This window comes from Holophagales bacterium (assembly GCA_016699405.1).
In the GTDB taxonomy this organism is placed as follows: domain Bacteria; phylum Acidobacteriota; class Thermoanaerobaculia; order Multivoradales; family JAGPDF01; genus JAAYLR01.
In genome coordinates this window covers 809,609-827,494 of sequence record CP064972.1, presented here as the reverse complement: position 1 = coordinate 827,494, position 17,886 = coordinate 809,609, and the positions used below count along the sequence as shown (strand labels likewise).

The window sequence follows — 17,886 nt, the reverse complement described above, 5'->3', positions numbered from 1 at the left end:
TCCGGTCAGTCGCGCCGGCGATGCTGTCGGTAGTACTCGCGCGCCTTGGCGCGGTTGCCGCAGACCTGCATGTCGCACCAGCGGCGCGACCGGTTCTTGCTGCGGTCGACGAAGAACCAACGGCAGGTCTCCGCGTCGCAGCGGCGGATTCGCGCGAGCGTCTCGGGAGCGGTGAGGAGCCGCGCTGCGGCCATCACGACGGGACCGAGCACGGACTCCGGGCGTTCGGCGGAGACCGCGAGTTCGAAGACCAGCCCACCGGACGCCGGACGCAGGACGACGGCGGTCTGCGCCTCGGCGAGAAAGCCGTTGAAGACCCGGAGGTCGTCGCTCGCGGGAGTGCCCTCGGCGAGGAGCGCGGTGACGATCCGATAGAGGCACTCCCGCAGCTGCAGCGCGCGCCGGAAGACGCCGTCGGCGGCACGCGGGTTCTGCGCTTCCAGGGCACGCAGCTTGGCGGCCACCGGTGGTTTCGCCAGCCCCGCCTTGACGGTCCACTCGACGAGCTCCGACCAGGACGTCAGTGCGTCCTCTCGCACCGGTCCCTCGTGGTGCTCGAGCGTGTTGACGAAGTCGAGGCCCAGGTCGCCGGCGGTGAACTCGTGCGCCATGGCGGTGTCCCTCCTCGGTTAACCAGCATACGTCAGTTGACAGGTTAAGGAGCGCGGCGTAGGGTTGTAACCATCATTACGCCACTTCGGAGGTTCGTTCTTGCCGAGCCCGTCGCCTTCCGCGCCCCTGTCCGCACCGCCGCGCCACCTGCTGGTCCTGGCGTTCGTCGCCATCTTCCTCGTCTGGGGGACGACCTATCTGGCCATCCGCTACGCGGTCGAGACGATCCCGCCGCTGCTCACCGCCGGGGTGCGCCACGCGGCGGCGGGGACGGTGCTCTTCTCGCTCGCCTGGCTTCGCGGCTATCGACCCTGTCGGGCCGATTGGATCGCGGGCAGTGTCCTGGGCGCCCTCTTCTTCCTCGCCGGCCACGGGCTCTTGCACTGGGCCGAGCTCCACATCGCCTCGGGGTTCGCCGCGCTCCTCATCGCCACCGAGGCGCTCTGGATCCTCGCCTTCGGCGCGATGCTCGGGCGCCAGCGCGTCAACTGGGCCAACGGCCTCGGCCTGCTGCTCGGGCTCGCGGGCGTGGCGATCCTGACGCTCCCCGAGCTCGGCGCCGTGCGCCTCGTCGACTGGGCGACCTTCGCGACCCTGCTGAGCTCACTCGCCTGGTCGCTCGGGGTGATCGTCGGGCCGCGGTTGAAGCTCCCCAGCCATCCGCTCGGGCGCGCTGCGGTGGCGACTCTCTCGGGAGGGGCGATGCTCCTCGTGCTCGCGGCGCTGACCGGCGAGCCTCGCCGAGCTCGACCCTGGTGCGGTGTCCCTGCGCTCGGCCCTCGGCCTGGCGTACCTGATCAGCTTCGGATCGGTGATCGCCTTCTCCGCCTACACCTGGCTGCTCCAGCACGTGTCGCCGACGCTCGTCGCGACCCACACCTTCGTGAACCCGGTGGTGGCGATCCTCGCCGGCTGGCTGTGGGCCGGAGAGCCACTCGGCGGCCGACTCGTCGTCGCCACCGCGGTGATCGTCGTGGCGTTGGTGCTGGTTCAGCGAGGGGAACGGGGCGCCGGGCCGCACGACGGCGACCCCCAGCTGGGGGCGGCCCACGCGGGGCTTCGAGACGCCGGAGCGGATTCGAACCCCGCCGAGGGCCCCCGCAAGTGAGAAAGCGGTGCAGAATGGAGCGCAAGCCTCTGCCCGAGAGTCGACCAGCGACCGCCGCGCGGCGACGACAACGGCGAAAGGCTGCCCGAGGTGCGCCATGCGCGCAGTGACCTTCGATCCTGACACCGACCGCTTCAGCTTGCGCGAGATCGCGCCACCGGCGCCGGGGCCCGGGGAAGTGCGCGTGCGCGTCGCGGCTTGCGGCCTGAACCCCGTCGACGCGAAGCTGCCGAGCTGGAAGGCGATGGCGCTCGGGATGACCGCCGACTGGGTCGCTGGGCTCGACGTCTCCGGCCGAATCGACGCCCTCGGTCCCGGAGTCGAGCACTGGCGGGTCGGTGACGCCGTCCTCTACCACGGCGACATGCTCTCGCCGCACGGTGGGCTCGCCGAGCTCGCGATCCACCCGGCCGCGACCCTGCTCGCCCATCCGCGCCTGCCTCCGGTGATCGCGGCCTCGCTCCCCTGCTCCGGCTGGGTGGCCTGGCGGGCCCTCGTCGACAAGCTGCGACTGGCGCCGGGAGACTCGCTTCTGGTCCTCGGCGGCTCCGGGGGTGTCGGCGGCTTCGCCGTCCAGCTGGCGCGTCTGCTCGGTGCGCGGCCGATCATCGCCGTCTGTTCGCGGGCCCACCATGCCTTCGTCCTCTCCCACGGGGCGACCCATGCCATCGACTACCGGAGCGAGGACGTGGCGCGACGGGTGTGCGAGATCACCGGCGGCTACGGGGTGACGCGGGCCATCGATGCCGTCGGCTGGGACGCCGACCTCGCGGCGGTGGAGTGTCTCGCTTTCGAGGGGGAGCTGGTCGAGCTCGTCGATCTCGCCCGCCCGCACCACTACCGTGACGCCTTCGGGCGCGGGCTGTCGTTCCATCAGCTCGCCCTCGGCGCGGCGCATCGCCACGGCGAAGCCGCGCGCCGCCGACTCCTCGAAGTCGGTCGCGAGGTCTGCGGGCTTGCCGAGGCCGGCGTCGTGCGCGCCACCGTCGCTCGCGAGCTCGAGCTGGCCGACGTTCCCGCGGCCCTGCACGGCCTGCTCGGCGAGCGCCTCGTCGGCAAGACGGTGGCGATCCTGTCGCCCAACGCCCTGGATTCGAGCGACCGCGCCAGCGCCAACTCGACGTAGCATCTGCCGCGGAGGTCTCCCATGGCCGAGTTCTTCCAGGACGGTCCTCGCCTGTCGAACCCGTACGACGCCGACTGGACCTTGCGCCGCTGCCTCGCTCGACTGCTGCCGGCGTCCCTGCTCGTCGAGATCGAGCCCGGGCTGCGCGCCCTCGGCGCCCGCGCGGCCGGCGAGATGCTCGACCTCTCTGCCGCGGCCGAGGCCGATCCCCCGCGCCACGTGCCGTTCGACGCCTGGGGGCGGCGCGTCGATCACATCGCGACCTCGCCGGCCTGGGAGCGGCTGCACGCCATCGCCGCGGAAGAGGGCATCGTCGCCACCGCCTACGAGCGACGTCACGGCGCCCTCTCGCGAGTCCATCAGTTCGCCCGGCTCTACCTCTACCATCCGAGCTCGGCCATCGCCTCCTGCCCGATGGCGATGACCGACGGAGCGGCGCGCGTGCTCGAGCTCTTCGCCGAAGGCGATCTGCGCGCGCATGCGCTGCCGCGTCTCCTGTCGCGCGATCCCGCTACCTTCTGGACCTCGGGTCAGTGGATGACCGAGCGCGAGGGTGGCTCGGACGTCAGCGGCACGGCCACGGTGGCCCGTCGCGAGGGCGATGGCTTCCGCCTCTACGGCAGCAAGTGGTTCACCTCGGCGACGAGCGCGCCGATGGCGCTGACCCTGGCGCGGCTCGACGGGGCGCCGGCGGGGAGCCGGGGCCTGACGATGTTCTACCTCGAGCTGCGCGACCCGGCCGGCCATCTCCAGGGGGTCCGCGTGCTGCGGCTCAAGGACAAGCTCGGCACGCGGGCGCTGCCCACCGCCGAGCTCGAGCTCGACGGCGTGCCGGCGCGTCAGGTCGGCGGGGCCGGACGGGGCGTGGCGACCATCGCCACCCTCCTCAACATCACCCGTCTCTACAACGCCTGCTGTGCTTCGGGCTATCTCGCGCGAGCGCTTCAACTGGCGCGCGACTACGCCGGACGGCGCCGGGCTTTCGGTCGCACCCTCGCCGAACAGCCGCTGCACGTCGAGACCCTGGCCGGCCTCGCGGCCGAACATGCCGCGGCGCTGCAGCTCACCTTCCGCTGCGCCGAGCTCTGCGGCCGCGAGGAGACCGGCGAAGCGACCGCCGCCGAGCACGCCTTGCTGCGACTGCTCACGCCGATCGCCAAGGCGCTGACCGCACGCCAGGCGGTGGCCGGCGTCTCGGAGGCACTCGAAGCCTTCGGCGGGGCGGGCTACGTGGAGGACACGGGACTGCCGGTGCTGCTGCGGGACGCCCAGGTGCTCGCCATCTGGGAAGGAACGACCAACGTCCTCGCCCTCGACGCGCTGCGAGCGGCGGCGCGGGAAGATGCTCTGCCGCCGCTCGTCGCCGACCTCGAACGTCTCCTTGCTGCGGCGCGCGGCGGGCCGTTGGTCGAGGCCGCCCATCGCCTGCGGCAGCTTGCCGGCGCCTGTCAGGCGTGGTGGCGGCGCACGGCACCCGAGGGTGGCGACGAGCTCGAGGCCGGTGCCCGGGCGTTCGCTCTCGGCCTGGGTCGGGCGTACGCCGGTGCGCTCCTCGTCGCCCAGGCGGCCTGGGAGCTCGAACGCGGCGACGGCGAAGCGGCGGCGACGGCAGTCGCCGCCGCGCGGCGCTTCGCCGACTCCCACCTTTCGGCACCTCCGGGGCCGGCCACCGACGCGGTCGGCGCGCGCCGACTCGTATTCGCCGGAAGCGAAGCGGGGGTCGCGTGAGACGGCGCCCGCTCCTCGGCTCGTTCGTCGGTTGGGGTCTCGTCGTCCTTGCCGGGACGCTCGGCGCCTGCGCGTCGGGTCGCGTCGCGCCCGACCCGGTTCCGGATCCCGCCTGTGGGCTCCTCGTCTCCGGCCTCCCGGCCCGCGCGATCATCCTCGACTCGCGAGAGGTCGCGACCGGCTCCTCGCGCGAGGCGGTGGTGCTGGAGCTCTCGCTCCGGGTCCTGCCGTCCGTCGGCAAGGCGTTCGACGCGCCGGCGAGCACCCGGGTGTCCCGTCTCACCCTGCCGCAACTGCAGGCCGGCAACTGGGTGCCGGTGCGCTTCGACCCGGTCGACCGCGGCCGGGTGGCCGTCGATCTCGGCGACTGCCGCACCCCAGGCGGGGCGAAGGGAAAGGACTGAACGGCGGATGAGCGAGCAGGCGTTCCAGGACTTCTACCCCGAGGCGCTCGCCCACTGCTACGGCTGCGGGCGCCTGAACGACGACGGGCTCCACATCCGCAGCTACTGGGAGGGCGACGAGTCGGTCTGCGTCCACACGCCGGACCCGCGATACATCGCCATCCCCGGCTTCGTCTACGGCGGATTGATCGCCTCGCTGATCGACTGCCACGGCACCGGCACCGCCGCGGCGGCGGCCTACCGTGCCGCCGGACGTCCGATGGACAGCGAGCCGCCGCTGCGCTTTCTCACCGCCTCGCTTCACGTCGACTACCTGAAGCCGACACCGCTCGGCGTGACGCTCGAGGTTCGGGGGCGGGTCAAGGAGGTGAAGGGGCGCAAAGTCGTCGTCGAGGCGCTCCTGCGGGCGGACGGCGCGGTCTGTGCGCGCGGCGAGATTGTCGCCGTCCAGGTACCCGAGCACCTCTTCCCGAGCGCTGCGGCCGTCGCGCCGACCGAGCGATGACCTCGACGGCCATCGCCCTGCTCGTCGCCGCGCTCGACGAGGCGTTCGAGCGCCGCTCCTGGCACGGCACCAACCTGCGGGGAGCTCTGCGCCGGGTGAATGTCGCCACCGCGGCCTGGCGCCCCGCTCCGGAGCGACACAACACCTGGGAGCTGGCGGTCCACTGTGCCTACTGGAAGTACGCGGTCTGGCGCCGGGTGACCGGCGAGAAGCGCGGCTCGTTCGCCCTCGGAGGGTCGAACTGGTTCGCGCGTCCGTGCCCCGGCGAGGCGACCGAGGCGGCTTGGAAAGCGGATCGACAGCTCCTCGTCGATCAGCACCGCCGCTTGCGCGAGGCGGTCGCCGCCCTCGCGCCGCGCGACCTCGACCGCCGCGTTCCCGGCAGTCCGTTCCCGCTCGGGCGGGTGATCCAGGGTGCGGCGGCGCACGACCTCTACCACGCTGGCCAGATCCAGCTGCTCAAGCGACTCGCGAACGCATCCGGATGACCCGGAGAGCGCCCGCTATACTGCGCGCCACCGACGACGAGGAGAAGGGCCATGCCTGAGGGAAAGAGTCCGATGGGCGGTGGGCTGCAGGATCTCGCGGAGCGGATCCAGTCCGGCGCCTCGGTCAAGCAGGTCTACGGCGAGCCGATCGAAGTCGCCGGACGCACGCTGATTCCGGTGGCCCGGGTCGCCTTCGGCTTCGGCGGCGGGCTCGGCGCCAGCCGCGACACGCAGAAGGGGATCACCGCGGCGGGGGAGGACAAGTCGGCCGGCGCGGGTGGCGGTGGCGCAGCGACGCCGGTGGGCGTGCTCGAGATCAGCGCCGAGCAGACCCGTTTCATCCCGGCCAATCCGCTGCGGTGGATCCTCGGCGGCGCGGCGCTCGGCGCCCTCCTCGGCTGGTTCGTCGGCCGACGCACCCGCTGACGCACGTCCCCGCGAGCGCTGCCGCGTCGCGTCGACGCGGAATCTGACCGGAATCGGGAACCAAAACCAGCCCTTCAGACTCTCATTTCCAGGTCCATGCCGATCGCCGCGGAACTCTTCGTCCGCGGGCAAGGAGGGGAAATGAGCCGAAGCACGGAGCTTGACCCGTGACGCGGGTCGTCGTGTTGGGGGCCGGTGTCGCCGGTCACACCGCCGCGGCCTTCGCGCGGAAGTGGCTGCCGAGCGCCGCCCAGGTCACCGTCGTCTCGCCGCTGCCGCACTACAACTGGATCCCGTCCAACATCTGGGTCGGCGTGGGGCTGCTGCGACCGGAGCAGGTGACGTTCGACCTCGCCCCGGTCTACGCCCGCAGCGGCATCGCCTTCGAGCAGGCGCGCGCGGTCGAGATCCACCCCGAGGGGCGCGGCGATCGCACCGACCCGTTCGTCGTCGTCGAGTCGACCCGCGAGGCGAACGCCGGCGCCCGGATCGAGATCCCCTACGACTACCTGATCCATGCGACCGGGCCGAAGCTCGACTTCGCCGCCACGCCGGGCCTCGGCCCGGGCGGGCATTCGCTCTCCGTCTGCACCGAGTCGCATGCCGCCGAGACCGCCCGCGCGCTCGACGAAGAGGTCGAGCGCATGCGTCGTGGCGAACGACGGCGTTTCCTCGTCGGCACCGGGCACGGCGGCTGCACCTGCCAGGGCGCGGCATTCGAGTACGTGGTCAATCTCGAGTTCGAGCTGCGCGCCCGGGGCGTGCGGGATCGCGCCGACATCGTCTGGGTCTCGAACGAGTACGAGCTCGGCGACTTCGGCATGGGCGGCATGCACCTGCGCTACGGCGGCTTCGTGACGCCGAGCAAGATCTTCACCGAGTCGCTCTTCGCCGAACGCGGGCTGACGTGGATCACCCGCGCCCACGTGCACGAGGTGGCCGAAGGACGGATCGACTACGAGACGCTCGAGGGCGAGCGGCGCGAGCACGGCTTCGACTTCGCCATGCTGCTGCCGCCGTTCCGCGGCGTCGGCCTGCGCGCCTACGCCCGCGACGGGGTGGAGATCACCGAGAGGCTCTTCCAGCCGAACGGCTTCATGAAAGTCGATGCCGACTACACGCCGCGTCCGTACGAGGAGTGGAGGAGCCGCGACTGGCCGCGCACCTACCAGTCTCCGGCCTACCCGAACCTCTTCGCTGCCGGCATCGCCTTCGCACCGCCCCATCCCATCTCGCGACCGCGCAAGGCGCCGAGCGGCGCGCCGATCGCCCCGGCACCGCCGCGCACCGGCATGCCGTCGGCCACCATCGGCAAGGCGGTCGCGCGCAGCGTCGTCGACATGATCGAAGGTGCCCCGGCGCCGACGCGGAGCGCCTCGATGGCGGAGATGGGCGCGGCATGCGTCGCCTCCGCCGGAGCCAATCCGTTCACCGGGACGGCCGCCTCGATGACCGTCTTCCCGATCGTCCCGGACTTCGAGCGCTATCCCGACTACGGCCGCGACCTTCGTCACACCTTCGGCGAGATCGGCCTCGCCGGACACTGGATCAAGATCCTGCTGCACCACCTGTTCCTCTACAAGGCGCGGCTGCGCCCCGGATGGAGCCTGATCCCCGAATGAGCGCCGAACCGACCCCCCCGACACCCCTCGGGCTGCGCGGCAGCCCGGCCTTCTACGCTCCCGTCCCGACGCGCTTCCGGCTTTTCTGGCGGACGTTCCTTCCCTGGCAACTCTGGCGCTTCGTGTGGATCAACCTGAAGATGCTCCGCATCCTCGCCAAGGGTCACGCGGGAGCGAAGAGCGGAGGAGGCGCCGTCGTTCGATGAGCGGCCTTGCGGCGCCGGGGGCCGTCATCCTCCGGCGCCCGAGGCGCAGCTCAGATCGCCGCGGCGCAGCGGCGGACGACTTCGGCGGCCGGGAGCACGGCGTCGATCCCGGCGACGCTCTTGCCGGCCTGCCAGAAGTCCTTGTAGCCCATCCCTTCGAGCGAGGCCTTCTTGAGCTGAGGCAGCGAGCGCAGGGCGTAGAAGGTGCGCATCCAGTGCTTGGTGCGGCGGCCGCGGAGCAGAAAGCGGCCGATCGGGCCGGCGGTGGTGCCGACGCGCTCGACGTACGGTGTCTTGATTACCGAGCAGGGAACGCCCGAGAGCCGCTCGGTGAGCACGATGTCCTCCTCACGAGCGCGGACGATCGCCTGCTTGTAGTCGTCGTGCGCCCGGCACTCCGCGGTGGCGATGAATCGCGTGCCCATCTGCACGCCGGCGTAGCCCATCGCCAGCGCCTCGGCGAAGCCCTTCTCGTCGCCGACGCCGCCGGCGCAGACGACCGGCACGCCGAGGTCGGCGAGGCTGTCGAGGACGGTCTGCGGATCGAGCTTGCCGGCGTGCCCGCCAGCGCGGCGGTTGACGGCGATCAGACCGTCGACGCCTTCGGCGAGCGCCTTCTCGGCCCAACGGCGATCGGTCACGTCGTGGTAGACGATGCCGCCGCACCCGTGTGCCTTCTCCACCACCCAGCGCGGATTGCCGAGAGCGGTGACGAAGAAGCGGACGCCCTCCTCGATCGCCACGTCGACCCACTGCTTCATCCGCTCCTCGTAGGTGCGCGAGCTCTTCTCGACGATCGCGTTCAGACCGATCGGCTTGGCGGTGAGCGAGCGGATCCGGCGCAGCCCTTCGCGGAAGTCGCGACCGTGGACGTAGGAGAGCGAGATCGGCTGGACGATCCCCAGGCCGCCGGCCTCGGAGACCGCAGCGACGAGCTCGGGGTTGGAGCACGGGTACATGGCGCCGCAGAGCAGCGGCACCTCGATGCCGGCGTGGCGGGTGAGCGGGGTCTCGCGGCTCATGGCTTGGCTGCTCCCTTCGGGGTTTCGGGTCCGATCAGCCAGCGGGCGGTGGCGCGCGCGACCACGTCGCCCGTCGCGTCGCGGATCACCGCCTCGACCGGCACCTCTCGCCGCTCGCCGGTGTATTCGATCGTCGCATCGCAGACCGCCTCGAGCGGGCCGCGGGCCTTCTTCAGGTACTCGATCGAAAGCCCCGCGAGGATGCCGCGCGCGCCCGGGGGGAGAGACGAGATGGTGGCCAGTCCGCTCGCCACCTCGGCGAGGTTCATCAGCGCCACGGCGTGGACCGAGCGCAGGTGGTTCCGCACCGCCGGCCGGTCGCGCAGGCCGACCCGCGCGTGCCCGGGGGCGAGCTCGAGGACGCGCGGCGCGATCGAGCCGGTGTAGCGGGCGGCGCGGCCGAGGAGGAACGAGAAGAGGCGACGGCCGCCCGGCAGAGGCTCGAGGCGGCGCCAGAGCGAGAGCAGCTCGGCGGGCTGGGGCATCCGAGAATCCTACCCTGCCGCGCCGCGGCGAGGAGCCGCCGACGCCCCGCCCAGGCGAGAAGCGGGGCGGGACGAGCGTCTCGGAGCGCTCGCCCCGCCGGGCGAATCCGCGGCTCAGTTGGCCGGCAGCGGATTGCCGTCCGCGTCGAGGCGCCGAACGTCGCCGAGGCTGAGCGAGCGCAGGCCCTCTTCGATCTGCTTGGCGTCGCCGACGACGAGGTAGACGACCCGGGCCGGATCGATCACCGCCTTGCCGGCACTCTCCACCGCGGCAACGTCGAGCGCCTGTACCGCGGCCGGATAGGTGGCGAAGTAGTCGGCGGGAAGCCCGAACTGGACCTGCTGGGCGAGCGAGCCGAGCACCGCGCCGTTCGTCTCCCAGCGGCCGGGCAGGGTGAGCGTCAGACCGGTCTTGGCCTTGGCGAGCTCGTCGGCGGTGTACGGCTTCTCGCCGACGATGCCGGCGAGCTCTCGGGCGACCTCGGCCACCGCCTCCTTCGTCTTGTCGCCCTGGACCGGGGCGCTGACGAAGTAGGGACGCAGGCCGCGGGCGTCGGGCATGGTCATCCGCGCGCCGTACGACCAGTGCTTGTCCTCGCGCAGGTTCATGTTGATCCGCGAAGTGAAGGTGCCACCGAGGGCGTAGTTGAACGCCTGCAGCGCGGTGTCCGCCGGGCTTTTCTTCGGCGGGGCGAGCAGGCCGGCGAAGATGACCGACTGCTGCGAGCCCGGGCGGTCGATCAGATAGATCTCCTTGCGCGGGGCGACGGTGGCGTTGGCCACGTTCTTCTTCGGCACCTCGCCGGGGGCCCAGCCGCTGAAGAGCTTTTCGAGCTTCGGCGCGAGCGCCGCGAGCGACGTGTCCCCGACCACCACCAGCGTGCTGTTGCCCGGCTTGAACCAGGTGCGGTGGAAGGCGACGAGCTGATCGCGTGTCAACGAGGCGACCGACTTCTCCGTGCCGGTGCCGCTGAACGGCACGGCGTAGGCGTGGCCCGCACCGTAGAGCAGGGCGGGCAGCACGCGCAGGCCCATCGCGCTCGGATTGACCTTCTCGCGCTGGATGGCGGCGAGCTGCTGCTTCTGGATGCGCTCGAAGTCGGCGGGCGGGAAGCTTGGATGGAGCACCACGTCGGCGAAGAGAGCGAGCGAGTCGTCGAGGTTCTCGGTGAGCGAGGAGAGCGACACGTCGACGCTGTCGAGCCCGGAATCGGTCTCGAGCGACGCGCCCAGCCGTTCGAGCTCGTCTGAGATCTGAAGCGCCGAGCGCGTCGTGGTGCCTTCGTCGAGCATCTCGACGGCGAGCGCCGCCGTTCCGAGCGTGCCGCCCGCGTCGGCGGCGTAGCCGGAGTCGACGATCAGGTCGAGCTCCACCGTCGGCACGCCGGTGCGTCGCGCCACGACCACCTCGAGACCGTTGGCGAGCTTGGCGCGCTCCACCGCCGGGAAGCTCGGCGAGGCCGGAGCCGGCACCGGAGGGAGAGCGGAGCGATCGACACCGCGACCGGCGGCACCGAGCTTGGCGAACGGATGCACTTCGAGCAGGTGCACGCCGTCGGACAGCCAGGCCGCGGCCGTCTCGCGAACGTCCGCCGGTGTTGCCGCCAGCTTCGTCGCCAGGCTCTTCTTGTAGGCGTACGGATCGCCGGTGTAGACGAGGCCGGTGGCGAGCACGTCGGACTTGCCGCCGAAGCCGCCGATGCGCTCGAGCCCATGCACCAGGCCGGAGTAGGCGGAGGTCTGGGCGCGCTCGAGCTCGACCGGCGTCGGCCCCTGCTCGAGGAAGCGCGCGAGCTCTTCGCGCGCCGCCTTCTCGACGGCCGCGAGGTCGCCGCCCGGCTTGACCGTGGCTTGCAGGATCACCTGCCCGCCGATCTCGCGCCCGGCCGCGAACACCGCGACGCTGGTGGCGATCTGGTCGTCGTAGACCAGCCGCTTGTAGAGGCGCGAGCTCTTCCCCTCGGAGAGGATCGAGGCGGCGAGCTGCAGCCGGTCGAGCTCGGGCGTGCCGATGCCGGGCACGTTCCACACCATGTAGAGCCGCGCCTGCGGCACGCGGTCCTCGAGGATGGCGCGCTTTTCGCCGCTCATCTTCGCTACCCAACGCTCGTGGCGGCCGATCGGCGGCCCTGGCGGGATGTCGCCGAAGTACTTCTCGACCTTCGCCTTCACCTCGTCGAGCGTGACGTCGCCGGCGATCGACAGCACCGCGTTGTTCGGCCCGTAGTAGGTCTTGAACCACTCCTGGACATCGGCGAGCGAAGCGGCGTCGAGGTCGGCCATCGAGCCGATCACCGGCCAGGAGTAGGGATGGCCGGCGGGGTAGGTCTGCTCGGAGAGCAGACTGAAGACGCGTCCGTACGGCTGGTTCTCGCCCTGCCGCTTCTCGTTCTGCACCACGCCGCGCTGCTCGTCGAGCTTGGCCTGGTCGATCGCCGAGAGCAGATGGCCCATGCGATCCGACTCGAGGAAGAGCACGTAGTCGAGCGCCGCCTTCGGCACGTTCTGGAAGTAGTTCGTGCGGTCGACGTTGGTGGTGCCGTTCAGGTCGGTCGCCCCGACCTTCTCCACCGCCTTGAAGTAGTCGTCGTTGAAGTTCTGCGAGCCGTTGAACATCAGGTGCTCGAACAGGTGCGCGAAGCCGGTCTTGCCGACCTTCTCGTTCTTCGAGCCGACGTGGTACCAGACGTTGACGGCCACGATCGGCGCCTTGGTGTCGCGGTGGAAGAGAACGGTCAGGCCGTTGGCGAGGGTGAACCTCTCGTAGGGAACGTCGGGAATCGTCCGCGGAGCGGCCTTGGCGGCCGGGGGCGGGGCGGTCGCCGCGAGCGGGGCGGCGAGAGCGGAGATCGCCACGAGGGCGAGCAGGACGATCGAGAGCTGGCGCATCGGTCCTCCGGGTCGGGGGTTGGGACGGGCGGTGGGGCCGCGCGGACGGGGCGCGGCGAACCCGGAAAGGCTACACCCCACGAGCCGGAGGGGCGAGCCCCCCGGGGGCTGCGACGGATCGGCGACCGGTTGCGTCTTGCTGGGGAACGCCGATCCCTGGAGGCTGCATGCACCGTCGCTCCGTCCCCTTCCTTCCGTTGCCCGCGCTGCTGGTCCTCCTGTCGCTGCCGGTCCTGCCGGTGCTGACCCCTACCCCCCTCGCCGCGGCTCCCTACCTCCTTGCCACGCGTCCGGCGGGCGCGAGCGCGGTGCTCGTCGATCTCGCCGGCGTCGAGGGGCCCCGCGAGATCGCGGCGGGAAGCCTGCCGTCCGGAGTTGCCGCCCAGTCGGCGAGCGGGCGATGGGCGGTGGCCGATGCCTCCGCGGGAATCGTCCGTCTCTTTGCGCCGGGGGCCGTGGCGCCGCTCGACCTGCCGGCGGGCCCAGGCGCGGCGGGTCTCGCCTTCTGCGGCACGCACGCCTCGCGATGGCGGCGACGCAGGCCGATCGGATCGACCTCTTCGCTCCCGAGAGCGGCGCCTCGCTCGGGTCGGTGGCCGTTGGCGCACAGCCGCTCGCCCTGGCCTGCGACGCCACGCGCGCCGTCGTGACGGCCTACGGGGAGGACCGAGCCTGGATCGTTGATCTCGCCGCGGGGACGGCTACCCAGGTGGCCGTCGGCGCCTTCCCCGCGGGTGTCGCTCTCGTCGGCGATCGCGCCTGGGTGGCGAATTTCGGCGACGACACCGTCTCGGTCGTCGATCTGCCGAGCGCCACGGTGATCGCCACCCTGCCGGTCGCGGGTGGGCCGCGCGGCGTGGCGCAGGGCGGCGGCCGCGTCTTCGTGGCGGCCTGGAACACGCCGACGATCGCCGTCTTCGATGCGACGGGCGCGGCGCTCGTCGCCACCTGGAACCTCGCGGCGGGGCCCGCCTTCGACCTCTTCTACGCCGAGTCGGGAAGGCTCTACGCCACGCACCCGGCCGGCACCGCGCTCTCGGTCCTCGACACGACGAACGGGCAACTCGTCGCGGCGCCTGCTGTTCCGAGCGGACTCGCCTTGATCGGCGGGGTCGTTCCGACCGGCCCCCAGCCACCGGCGATCCCGACGCTGCCGCCGGGAGGGTTGGCTCGGCTCGCCGGCCTGCTGGCGCTTGCCGCTCTCGTGGTTCTGCGCGGCGGTCGCCGCGGCCGCGCCGCGGGGGTGCGGCTCGCGCTCTTCCCGCTCTTCCTGCTCTTCGCCAGGACCGGCTCGGCCGCCGACGTCGCCTTCACGGACAGCGTCTTCGCAGTCGCCGACTGGGAGGTGGCGAGCGCCTCCGTCGGGGCGGGCTCGCACGAGGTGATGCAGTCGCCGAGCATCGGTCATCCCGCGCCGAGCCGCTGGATGAGCCATCACGTCGCCGCGTCGCCCGGCGGCGCGGAGAGCGTCGAGGTGGTGCACCGTTTCCTCGGTGGGAGCTTCGACCCGACGGCCTCGGGGGCCGTGGGCTCGATCGACGCGACGTGGGAGCATGCGCTCCTTCAGGCTGACGGCGTCTCGTCGGTCGCCGAGGGTTTCGTCGTCTTTCAGGGCGGCGTGGCCTACCGCTCGGCGGCGACGAGCTTCAGCGGCGCGGCCTGGCAGTCGGCGAGCTGGAGCGGGCTGACCGCGGCCGCGCTCGACGACGGCAGCGCAGGCCACCCGGACTTCTCGGCGACGGCGGCACCGCTCTCCTTCGGCTACCTGCGGCGCACGGTCAGCGATTCGACCGCCGCCGGCACGGCGGTGCACGCCCTCGACAACTTCGCCGTCACGGTGCACACGTCCGCCGGGGTGACGCTCTTCGCCCGTGCCGAGCGCCAGTACGTGTTGGCGGGAAGCGGCGCCATCGACCTCTGCGCGCAGCGGGAAGGGGACGGGGTCGGGCCGGCGGGGGTCGAGCTGCGCATCTCGCTCGACGCCAACTCGCCGGATGCCACGGTGCTGCAGCTCGGATGGGCCGACGGGGAGTTGGGGGTGCGCTGCGCGGCGTTCACCCCGCCGGACGGGCTGCCGAGCGCACGCTTCGTGGTGCAGCTCGCCAATGCGACTCCGAGCCCGGGAGCGGCGATCGACGCGACGCGCACCCGCGCCCTGCTGCTCTACTCCTCCGATCCCTCCTTCGCTGGACCACTTGCGCTGATCGCGCTGCTGCTCGCCAGGTTCGATCCGGGATCGCTCGCGGCGCTCGCCCTGCTCGCGGCGAGCACGTTCCTTCTCCGCCGCGCCAGCAGGAACGCCGCGGCGGCACCGGCGACCGAGGCGTAGAGATGTGCGGCGTGCGCGATCCCCGCCGCCGGAGCGAGGGCGAGAGCCGGCACTGCGCCCCCCCAGCGCTCGAGCGCGAGCTTAAGCGCCAGCGCGGCGGCCAGCGCGAAGCCGAGAGGGCTCCGGCGAAGGCAAGCCGCTGTGCAGCCAGCGGCGAGCAAACCGTGGACGACCGCCGAGAGGCCCGCGAAGGCGAGCGTTGCGGGCGAAAGCCAGAGCACGGCAAGGCCGCTGCCGAGCGCACTGGCGAGGGCGACGAGCCACCAGTCCGACGCGGTGAGCTCCCCGCCGACGAGCAGGGCGACCAGCGCCAGCGCAGCGAGATCGACGACCAGATGCGCCGTCGTGGCGTGCACGAAATGCGCGGTGAGCAGACGCCAGAGCTCGCCGCCGGCGATCGCCGTCCGGGTCCACGCCAGTCGAGCGACGGAGCCCGGCAGCAGCCAGGTCGTCGCCGCGGCGGTGAGCCCCAGAACGAGAAACGGCATTCGGCGGTGCACGCCGCGGATGCTGCCACAGCCTTCCCTCCGTCATCGAGGTTCGCCATGTCCCGAGTTGCCATCGCCCGTCTCTGCTGCTGCGCACTTGCCCTCTCGACCTTCGCCTGCATGCCCGCCGACGACCTGACGATCGCCTGGAACTCCGCACGCTTCAACGAGCGAGTGCGCAGCGACCTTCATCCGCTGACTCCGCAAGATGTCGGAACCGACCTTTCGCGCGGCTTCTTCCGCGACGGCAGCGACCAGGGGCTGGTGAGCCCGCTCCTGCCGGTCGCCGCTTCGCGCCCGTCCGGCAACGGCAACCTGGTGCAGACCCCCTGCCTCTTCGTCGGCGTCGAGCGCGACCCGGCGGGAAAGAGCCTCGGCGCCGACGAGCTTCGCCTGTCCTGGGAGCTCGTCGGCAAGATCGACCGCAGCGCAGGGCTGGCCAGCGAGCTCTTCGTCGAAGGCTACGAGGAGATCGGGCTCTGCTCCTTCTCGAGCCCCGACGCGCGCATGCTCTTCGAAGATCCGAAGCGAGCGCCACGGAGCGAGGACAGCCGCATCTGCGGCAAGGGGCAGGGCGGAGGAACGGGAATGGCGCTCGCCTTGACGCTGAATCGGGACGATCCGGAAAGCAATCGCAATCAGCCGATCTGGTGCGCCGTGGCACCCTCCTACTTCGATCTGGCCCTCGATGCCTTCGTCTCGCCGCCGGACGCCGACGGTCGCTGCCCCTCCGGAGTGCCCGCAGGCCCGGCTCGACGGCTCGACGAGCGCGAGGTCCAGGGAGGGGGTGCGCTCCTCGGCGATCGCTTCGCCGCTTGCGCGCTACCCGGCGTCGGGGTCGTGCCGACGGGCGACACGCGGTATCGGGCCTCGCTCCATCCGGACGCGCCGTTCGGTGGCACCCCTCCCGAGCTCTGGTTCTCGCCGGCGGTGATGCACGTGGCGGGGCGGCGCGAGATCGCGCGACCGCTCACCGCCGCGGGCGGCGGGCGGTACGCGTGGCACACCAAGGTCGATCCGGAGATCGGCGAGGGGCCGGTGCGCTGGCAGGAGAACTTCACTCCGACGGTGCGGGTGGAGAGCGTCGAGATCGTCTCGCGCCGGATCGGCGGCGGCGGCGAGCAGGTGGTGCGGCCAGCCAGCGACCGGCTGGTGCTCACCATTCCGCGCTCGGGCGGCGACGCGATCGTGGCTTGCACCGGCAGGCAGCGCGACGGCCGCTTCGGCTTTCTCGTCGACCCGCTGAGCGGCAGCTCCGACTGCGCTTTCGACGGGCCGGCGTTGCGAGCGCTCACGCCGACCTACGCGCTCTCGGTGCTCGACCTCGATCCGCCGGTAACGCGGCCGATCCGCTGGGAGGCCACGGTGCCGGCGTTGCCGGCGGATCGGGAGCTCTTCGTCCGCTTCCGTCTCGTCGCGCGGGCTCGTGGCGCGGCGCTCCGCTCGACGTCGGTGCGCAACCTCGGACCGCTACAGGTCGGGGACTGGGCACAGGGCGATCTGACGCTCGAGAACCTCGGTGGCCGCACCCTTCAGATCACGGCGGTGGCGCTCGATCCGACGTCCCTTCATCCCGAGGACTTCTCCTGGGTCGTGGTCGGCGACCCGGTGCCGGTCCCCTTGCCGATCGAAGGCAAGCCGGACGGCAACGGCCTCGCGCTCGCCTGGGTCCCCGCCGCGCCAGCGCAGGAGCTGATCCGTGTCACCGATGAGGGCGGCCAGATCTCGGTGAGCTGGGGCGACCCGCGGCGCGGCGCGGGGAGCGAGTCGCTCGATCTGGGCGGCAGCTCCGGGACCCTCGTGGGCGACCTGCTGCTGCGCGACGATCCGGCCGCCCGCTTCGCTCCGGAGCCCGGGAGCCTGGCTCGTCCCTTCTGGGTCTCGGCCTACGCTCAGACCCAACCCCCATTCGAGCTGCCGCCGGGAGCGCAGCGACGGATCGTCGTCACCGCGACGCCGTCGGGCACGGGGCCCCGCGAGGCGCGCGTGCGAGTGCGAGCGATCGATCCGGCCAACCCGTCGACGCCGCTCGACGTGGTCGGCGTGGTTGCCGTCACGGGGATCGCGGGACCGCAGCTGGCGGCGCTCCCGACGTCGATCTGGATCAAACGGGACGCCGGTCAGCCGGCCGTCGCGCCGAGCCGCTGGGCACTCCTCGAGAACGTCGGCGCATCCCCCCTGACGGTGAGCGCGCTGCGCCTCGAAGGAGCCGGTGCCACCCGATTCGGCGCGACCGCCGAACGCGGCGCACCGCCCTTCGTTCTCGCCTCGGGCGAATCGACCCGGGTCGAGGTGAGCTACCCGCCGCAATGCGACGGCACCTACGCGCTGCCGGACGACGAGGCGTCACTGCGCGTCGTCTCCAACGGCGGTAGCGCCACGCTCCGGCTCTACGGCCTCTCGTACGGCTTCTGCGAGCTGCCGTGAGGCCGCTCGCCCCGCTCCGGA

Annotated in this window: 14 protein-coding genes and 2 pseudogenes; 12 read left to right on the top strand and 4 right to left on the bottom strand. The window is 72.0% G+C overall.

Annotated features, from left to right (window positions below):
- Positions 1-5 precede the first annotated feature (5 nt).
- Positions 6-611 (bottom strand): ABATE domain-containing protein, encoded by a 606-nt coding sequence (locus IPJ17_03460; GenBank protein ID QQR74662.1) that lies wholly within the window; start codon positions 609-611, stop codon positions 6-8.
- A gap of 100 nt (positions 612-711) precedes the next feature.
- Between IPJ17_03460 and IPJ17_03455 the strand changes: the two are divergent.
- The 10 genes and pseudogenes from IPJ17_03455 to IPJ17_03410 all read left to right on the top strand — a co-directional run bounded on the left by IPJ17_03455 (position 712) and on the right by IPJ17_03410 (position 8,225).
- A pseudogene (locus tag IPJ17_03455) lies at positions 712-1,155 on the top strand (EamA family transporter).
- A 217-nt stretch (positions 1,156-1,372) separates the two neighbouring features.
- Complete coding sequence (locus IPJ17_03450; GenBank protein QQR74661.1) at positions 1,373-1,720, top strand: EamA family transporter; 348 nt, start codon at positions 1,373-1,375, stop codon at positions 1,718-1,720.
- Between the two features lie 97 nt (positions 1,721-1,817).
- A complete protein-coding gene (locus IPJ17_03445) occupies positions 1,818-2,846 on the top strand; it encodes a zinc-binding dehydrogenase (protein QQR74660.1) in 1,029 nt (342 codons plus the stop codon).
- A gap of 21 nt (positions 2,847-2,867) precedes the next feature.
- Positions 2,868-4,190, top strand: a pseudogene (locus IPJ17_03440) (acyl-CoA dehydrogenase family protein).
- 380 nt (positions 4,191-4,570) lie between these two features.
- Positions 4,571-4,978, top strand: a complete 408-nt coding sequence (locus IPJ17_03435) for a hypothetical protein (GenBank protein QQR74659.1) — start codon at positions 4,571-4,573, stop codon at positions 4,976-4,978.
- A 7-nt stretch (positions 4,979-4,985) separates the two neighbouring features.
- Positions 4,986-5,483 (top strand): PaaI family thioesterase, encoded by a 498-nt coding sequence (locus IPJ17_03430; protein QQR74658.1) that lies wholly within the window; start codon positions 4,986-4,988, stop codon positions 5,481-5,483.
- On the top strand, positions 5,480-5,971 hold the full coding sequence (locus tag IPJ17_03425) for a DinB family protein (protein ID QQR74657.1): 492 nt from the start codon (positions 5,480-5,482) through the stop codon (positions 5,969-5,971). The genes IPJ17_03430 and IPJ17_03425 overlap by 4 nt, the downstream gene beginning before the upstream one ends.
- A 51-nt stretch (positions 5,972-6,022) precedes the next feature.
- Complete coding sequence (locus tag IPJ17_03420; protein ID QQR74656.1) at positions 6,023-6,397, top strand: hypothetical protein; 375 nt, start codon at positions 6,023-6,025, stop codon at positions 6,395-6,397.
- 167 nt (positions 6,398-6,564) lie between these two features.
- Positions 6,565-8,019 carry an FAD-dependent oxidoreductase gene (locus IPJ17_03415; protein ID QQR74655.1) on the top strand — a complete coding sequence of 485 codons (1,455 nt, stop codon included), beginning with the start codon at positions 6,565-6,567 and terminating at the stop codon, positions 8,017-8,019.
- Positions 8,016-8,225, top strand: coding sequence for a hypothetical protein (locus IPJ17_03410; protein ID QQR74654.1), 210 nt, complete (start codon positions 8,016-8,018; stop codon positions 8,223-8,225). The genes IPJ17_03415 and IPJ17_03410 overlap by 4 nt, the downstream gene beginning before the upstream one ends.
- 50 nt (positions 8,226-8,275) lie before the next feature.
- Here the strand turns inward: IPJ17_03410 and IPJ17_03405 are convergent, their stop codons facing one another.
- From IPJ17_03405 to IPJ17_03395, 3 genes are all read right to left on the bottom strand, one after another.
- The gene (locus IPJ17_03405; GenBank protein QQR74653.1) at positions 8,276-9,247 is read right to left on the bottom strand and encodes a nitronate monooxygenase; all 972 of its coding nucleotides are present in this window, start codon (positions 9,245-9,247) and stop codon (positions 8,276-8,278) included.
- Positions 9,244-9,732, bottom strand: a complete 489-nt coding sequence (locus IPJ17_03400) for a DUF4442 domain-containing protein (protein ID QQR74652.1) — start codon at positions 9,730-9,732, stop codon at positions 9,244-9,246. The genes IPJ17_03405 and IPJ17_03400 overlap by 4 nt, the downstream gene beginning before the upstream one ends.
- 114 nt (positions 9,733-9,846) lie before the next feature.
- A complete protein-coding gene (locus tag IPJ17_03395) occupies positions 9,847-12,621 on the bottom strand; it encodes an insulinase family protein (GenBank protein ID QQR74651.1) in 2,775 nt (924 codons plus the stop codon).
- Positions 12,622-13,147: 526 nt separating this feature from the next.
- Here IPJ17_03395 and IPJ17_03390 point away from each other — a divergent pair.
- Both IPJ17_03390 and IPJ17_03385 read left to right on the top strand, forming a co-directional pair.
- On the top strand, positions 13,148-14,950 hold the full coding sequence (locus tag IPJ17_03390) for a hypothetical protein (GenBank protein ID QQR74650.1): 1,803 nt from the start codon (positions 13,148-13,150) through the stop codon (positions 14,948-14,950).
- A gap of 545 nt (positions 14,951-15,495) precedes the next feature.
- Positions 15,496-17,865, top strand: a complete 2,370-nt coding sequence (locus IPJ17_03385; GenBank protein QQR74649.1) for a hypothetical protein — start codon at positions 15,496-15,498, stop codon at positions 17,863-17,865.
- Positions 17,866-17,886: the final 21 nt, after the last annotated feature.

What these genes read in the sequence shown, in the direction of transcription:
- IPJ17_03410 (QQR74654.1), top strand. Translation starts at nt 8,016, where the DNA reads ATGAGCGCCGAACCGACCCCCCCGACACCCCTCGGGCTGCGCGGCAGC.
- IPJ17_03460 (QQR74662.1), bottom strand. Translation starts at nt 611, where the DNA reads ATGGCGCACGAGTTCACCGCCGGCGACCTGGGCCTCGACTTCGTCAAC.
- IPJ17_03385 (QQR74649.1), top strand. Translation starts at nt 15,496, where the DNA reads ATGTCCCGAGTTGCCATCGCCCGTCTCTGCTGCTGCGCACTTGCCCTC.
- IPJ17_03400 (QQR74652.1), bottom strand. Translation starts at nt 9,732, where the DNA reads ATGCCCCAGCCCGCCGAGCTGCTCTCGCTCTGGCGCCGCCTCGAGCCT.
- IPJ17_03405 (QQR74653.1), bottom strand. Translation starts at nt 9,247, where the DNA reads ATGAGCCGCGAGACCCCGCTCACCCGCCACGCCGGCATCGAGGTGCCG.
- IPJ17_03445 (QQR74660.1), top strand. Translation starts at nt 1,818, where the DNA reads ATGCGCGCAGTGACCTTCGATCCTGACACCGACCGCTTCAGCTTGCGC.
- IPJ17_03420 (QQR74656.1), top strand. Translation starts at nt 6,023, where the DNA reads ATGCCTGAGGGAAAGAGTCCGATGGGCGGTGGGCTGCAGGATCTCGCG.
- IPJ17_03390 (QQR74650.1), top strand. Translation starts at nt 13,148, where the DNA reads ATGGCGGCGACGCAGGCCGATCGGATCGACCTCTTCGCTCCCGAGAGC.
- IPJ17_03430 (QQR74658.1), top strand. Translation starts at nt 4,986, where the DNA reads ATGAGCGAGCAGGCGTTCCAGGACTTCTACCCCGAGGCGCTCGCCCAC.
- IPJ17_03395 (QQR74651.1), bottom strand. Translation starts at nt 12,621, where the DNA reads ATGCGCCAGCTCTCGATCGTCCTGCTCGCCCTCGTGGCGATCTCCGCT.
- IPJ17_03425 (QQR74657.1), top strand. Translation starts at nt 5,480, where the DNA reads ATGACCTCGACGGCCATCGCCCTGCTCGTCGCCGCGCTCGACGAGGCG.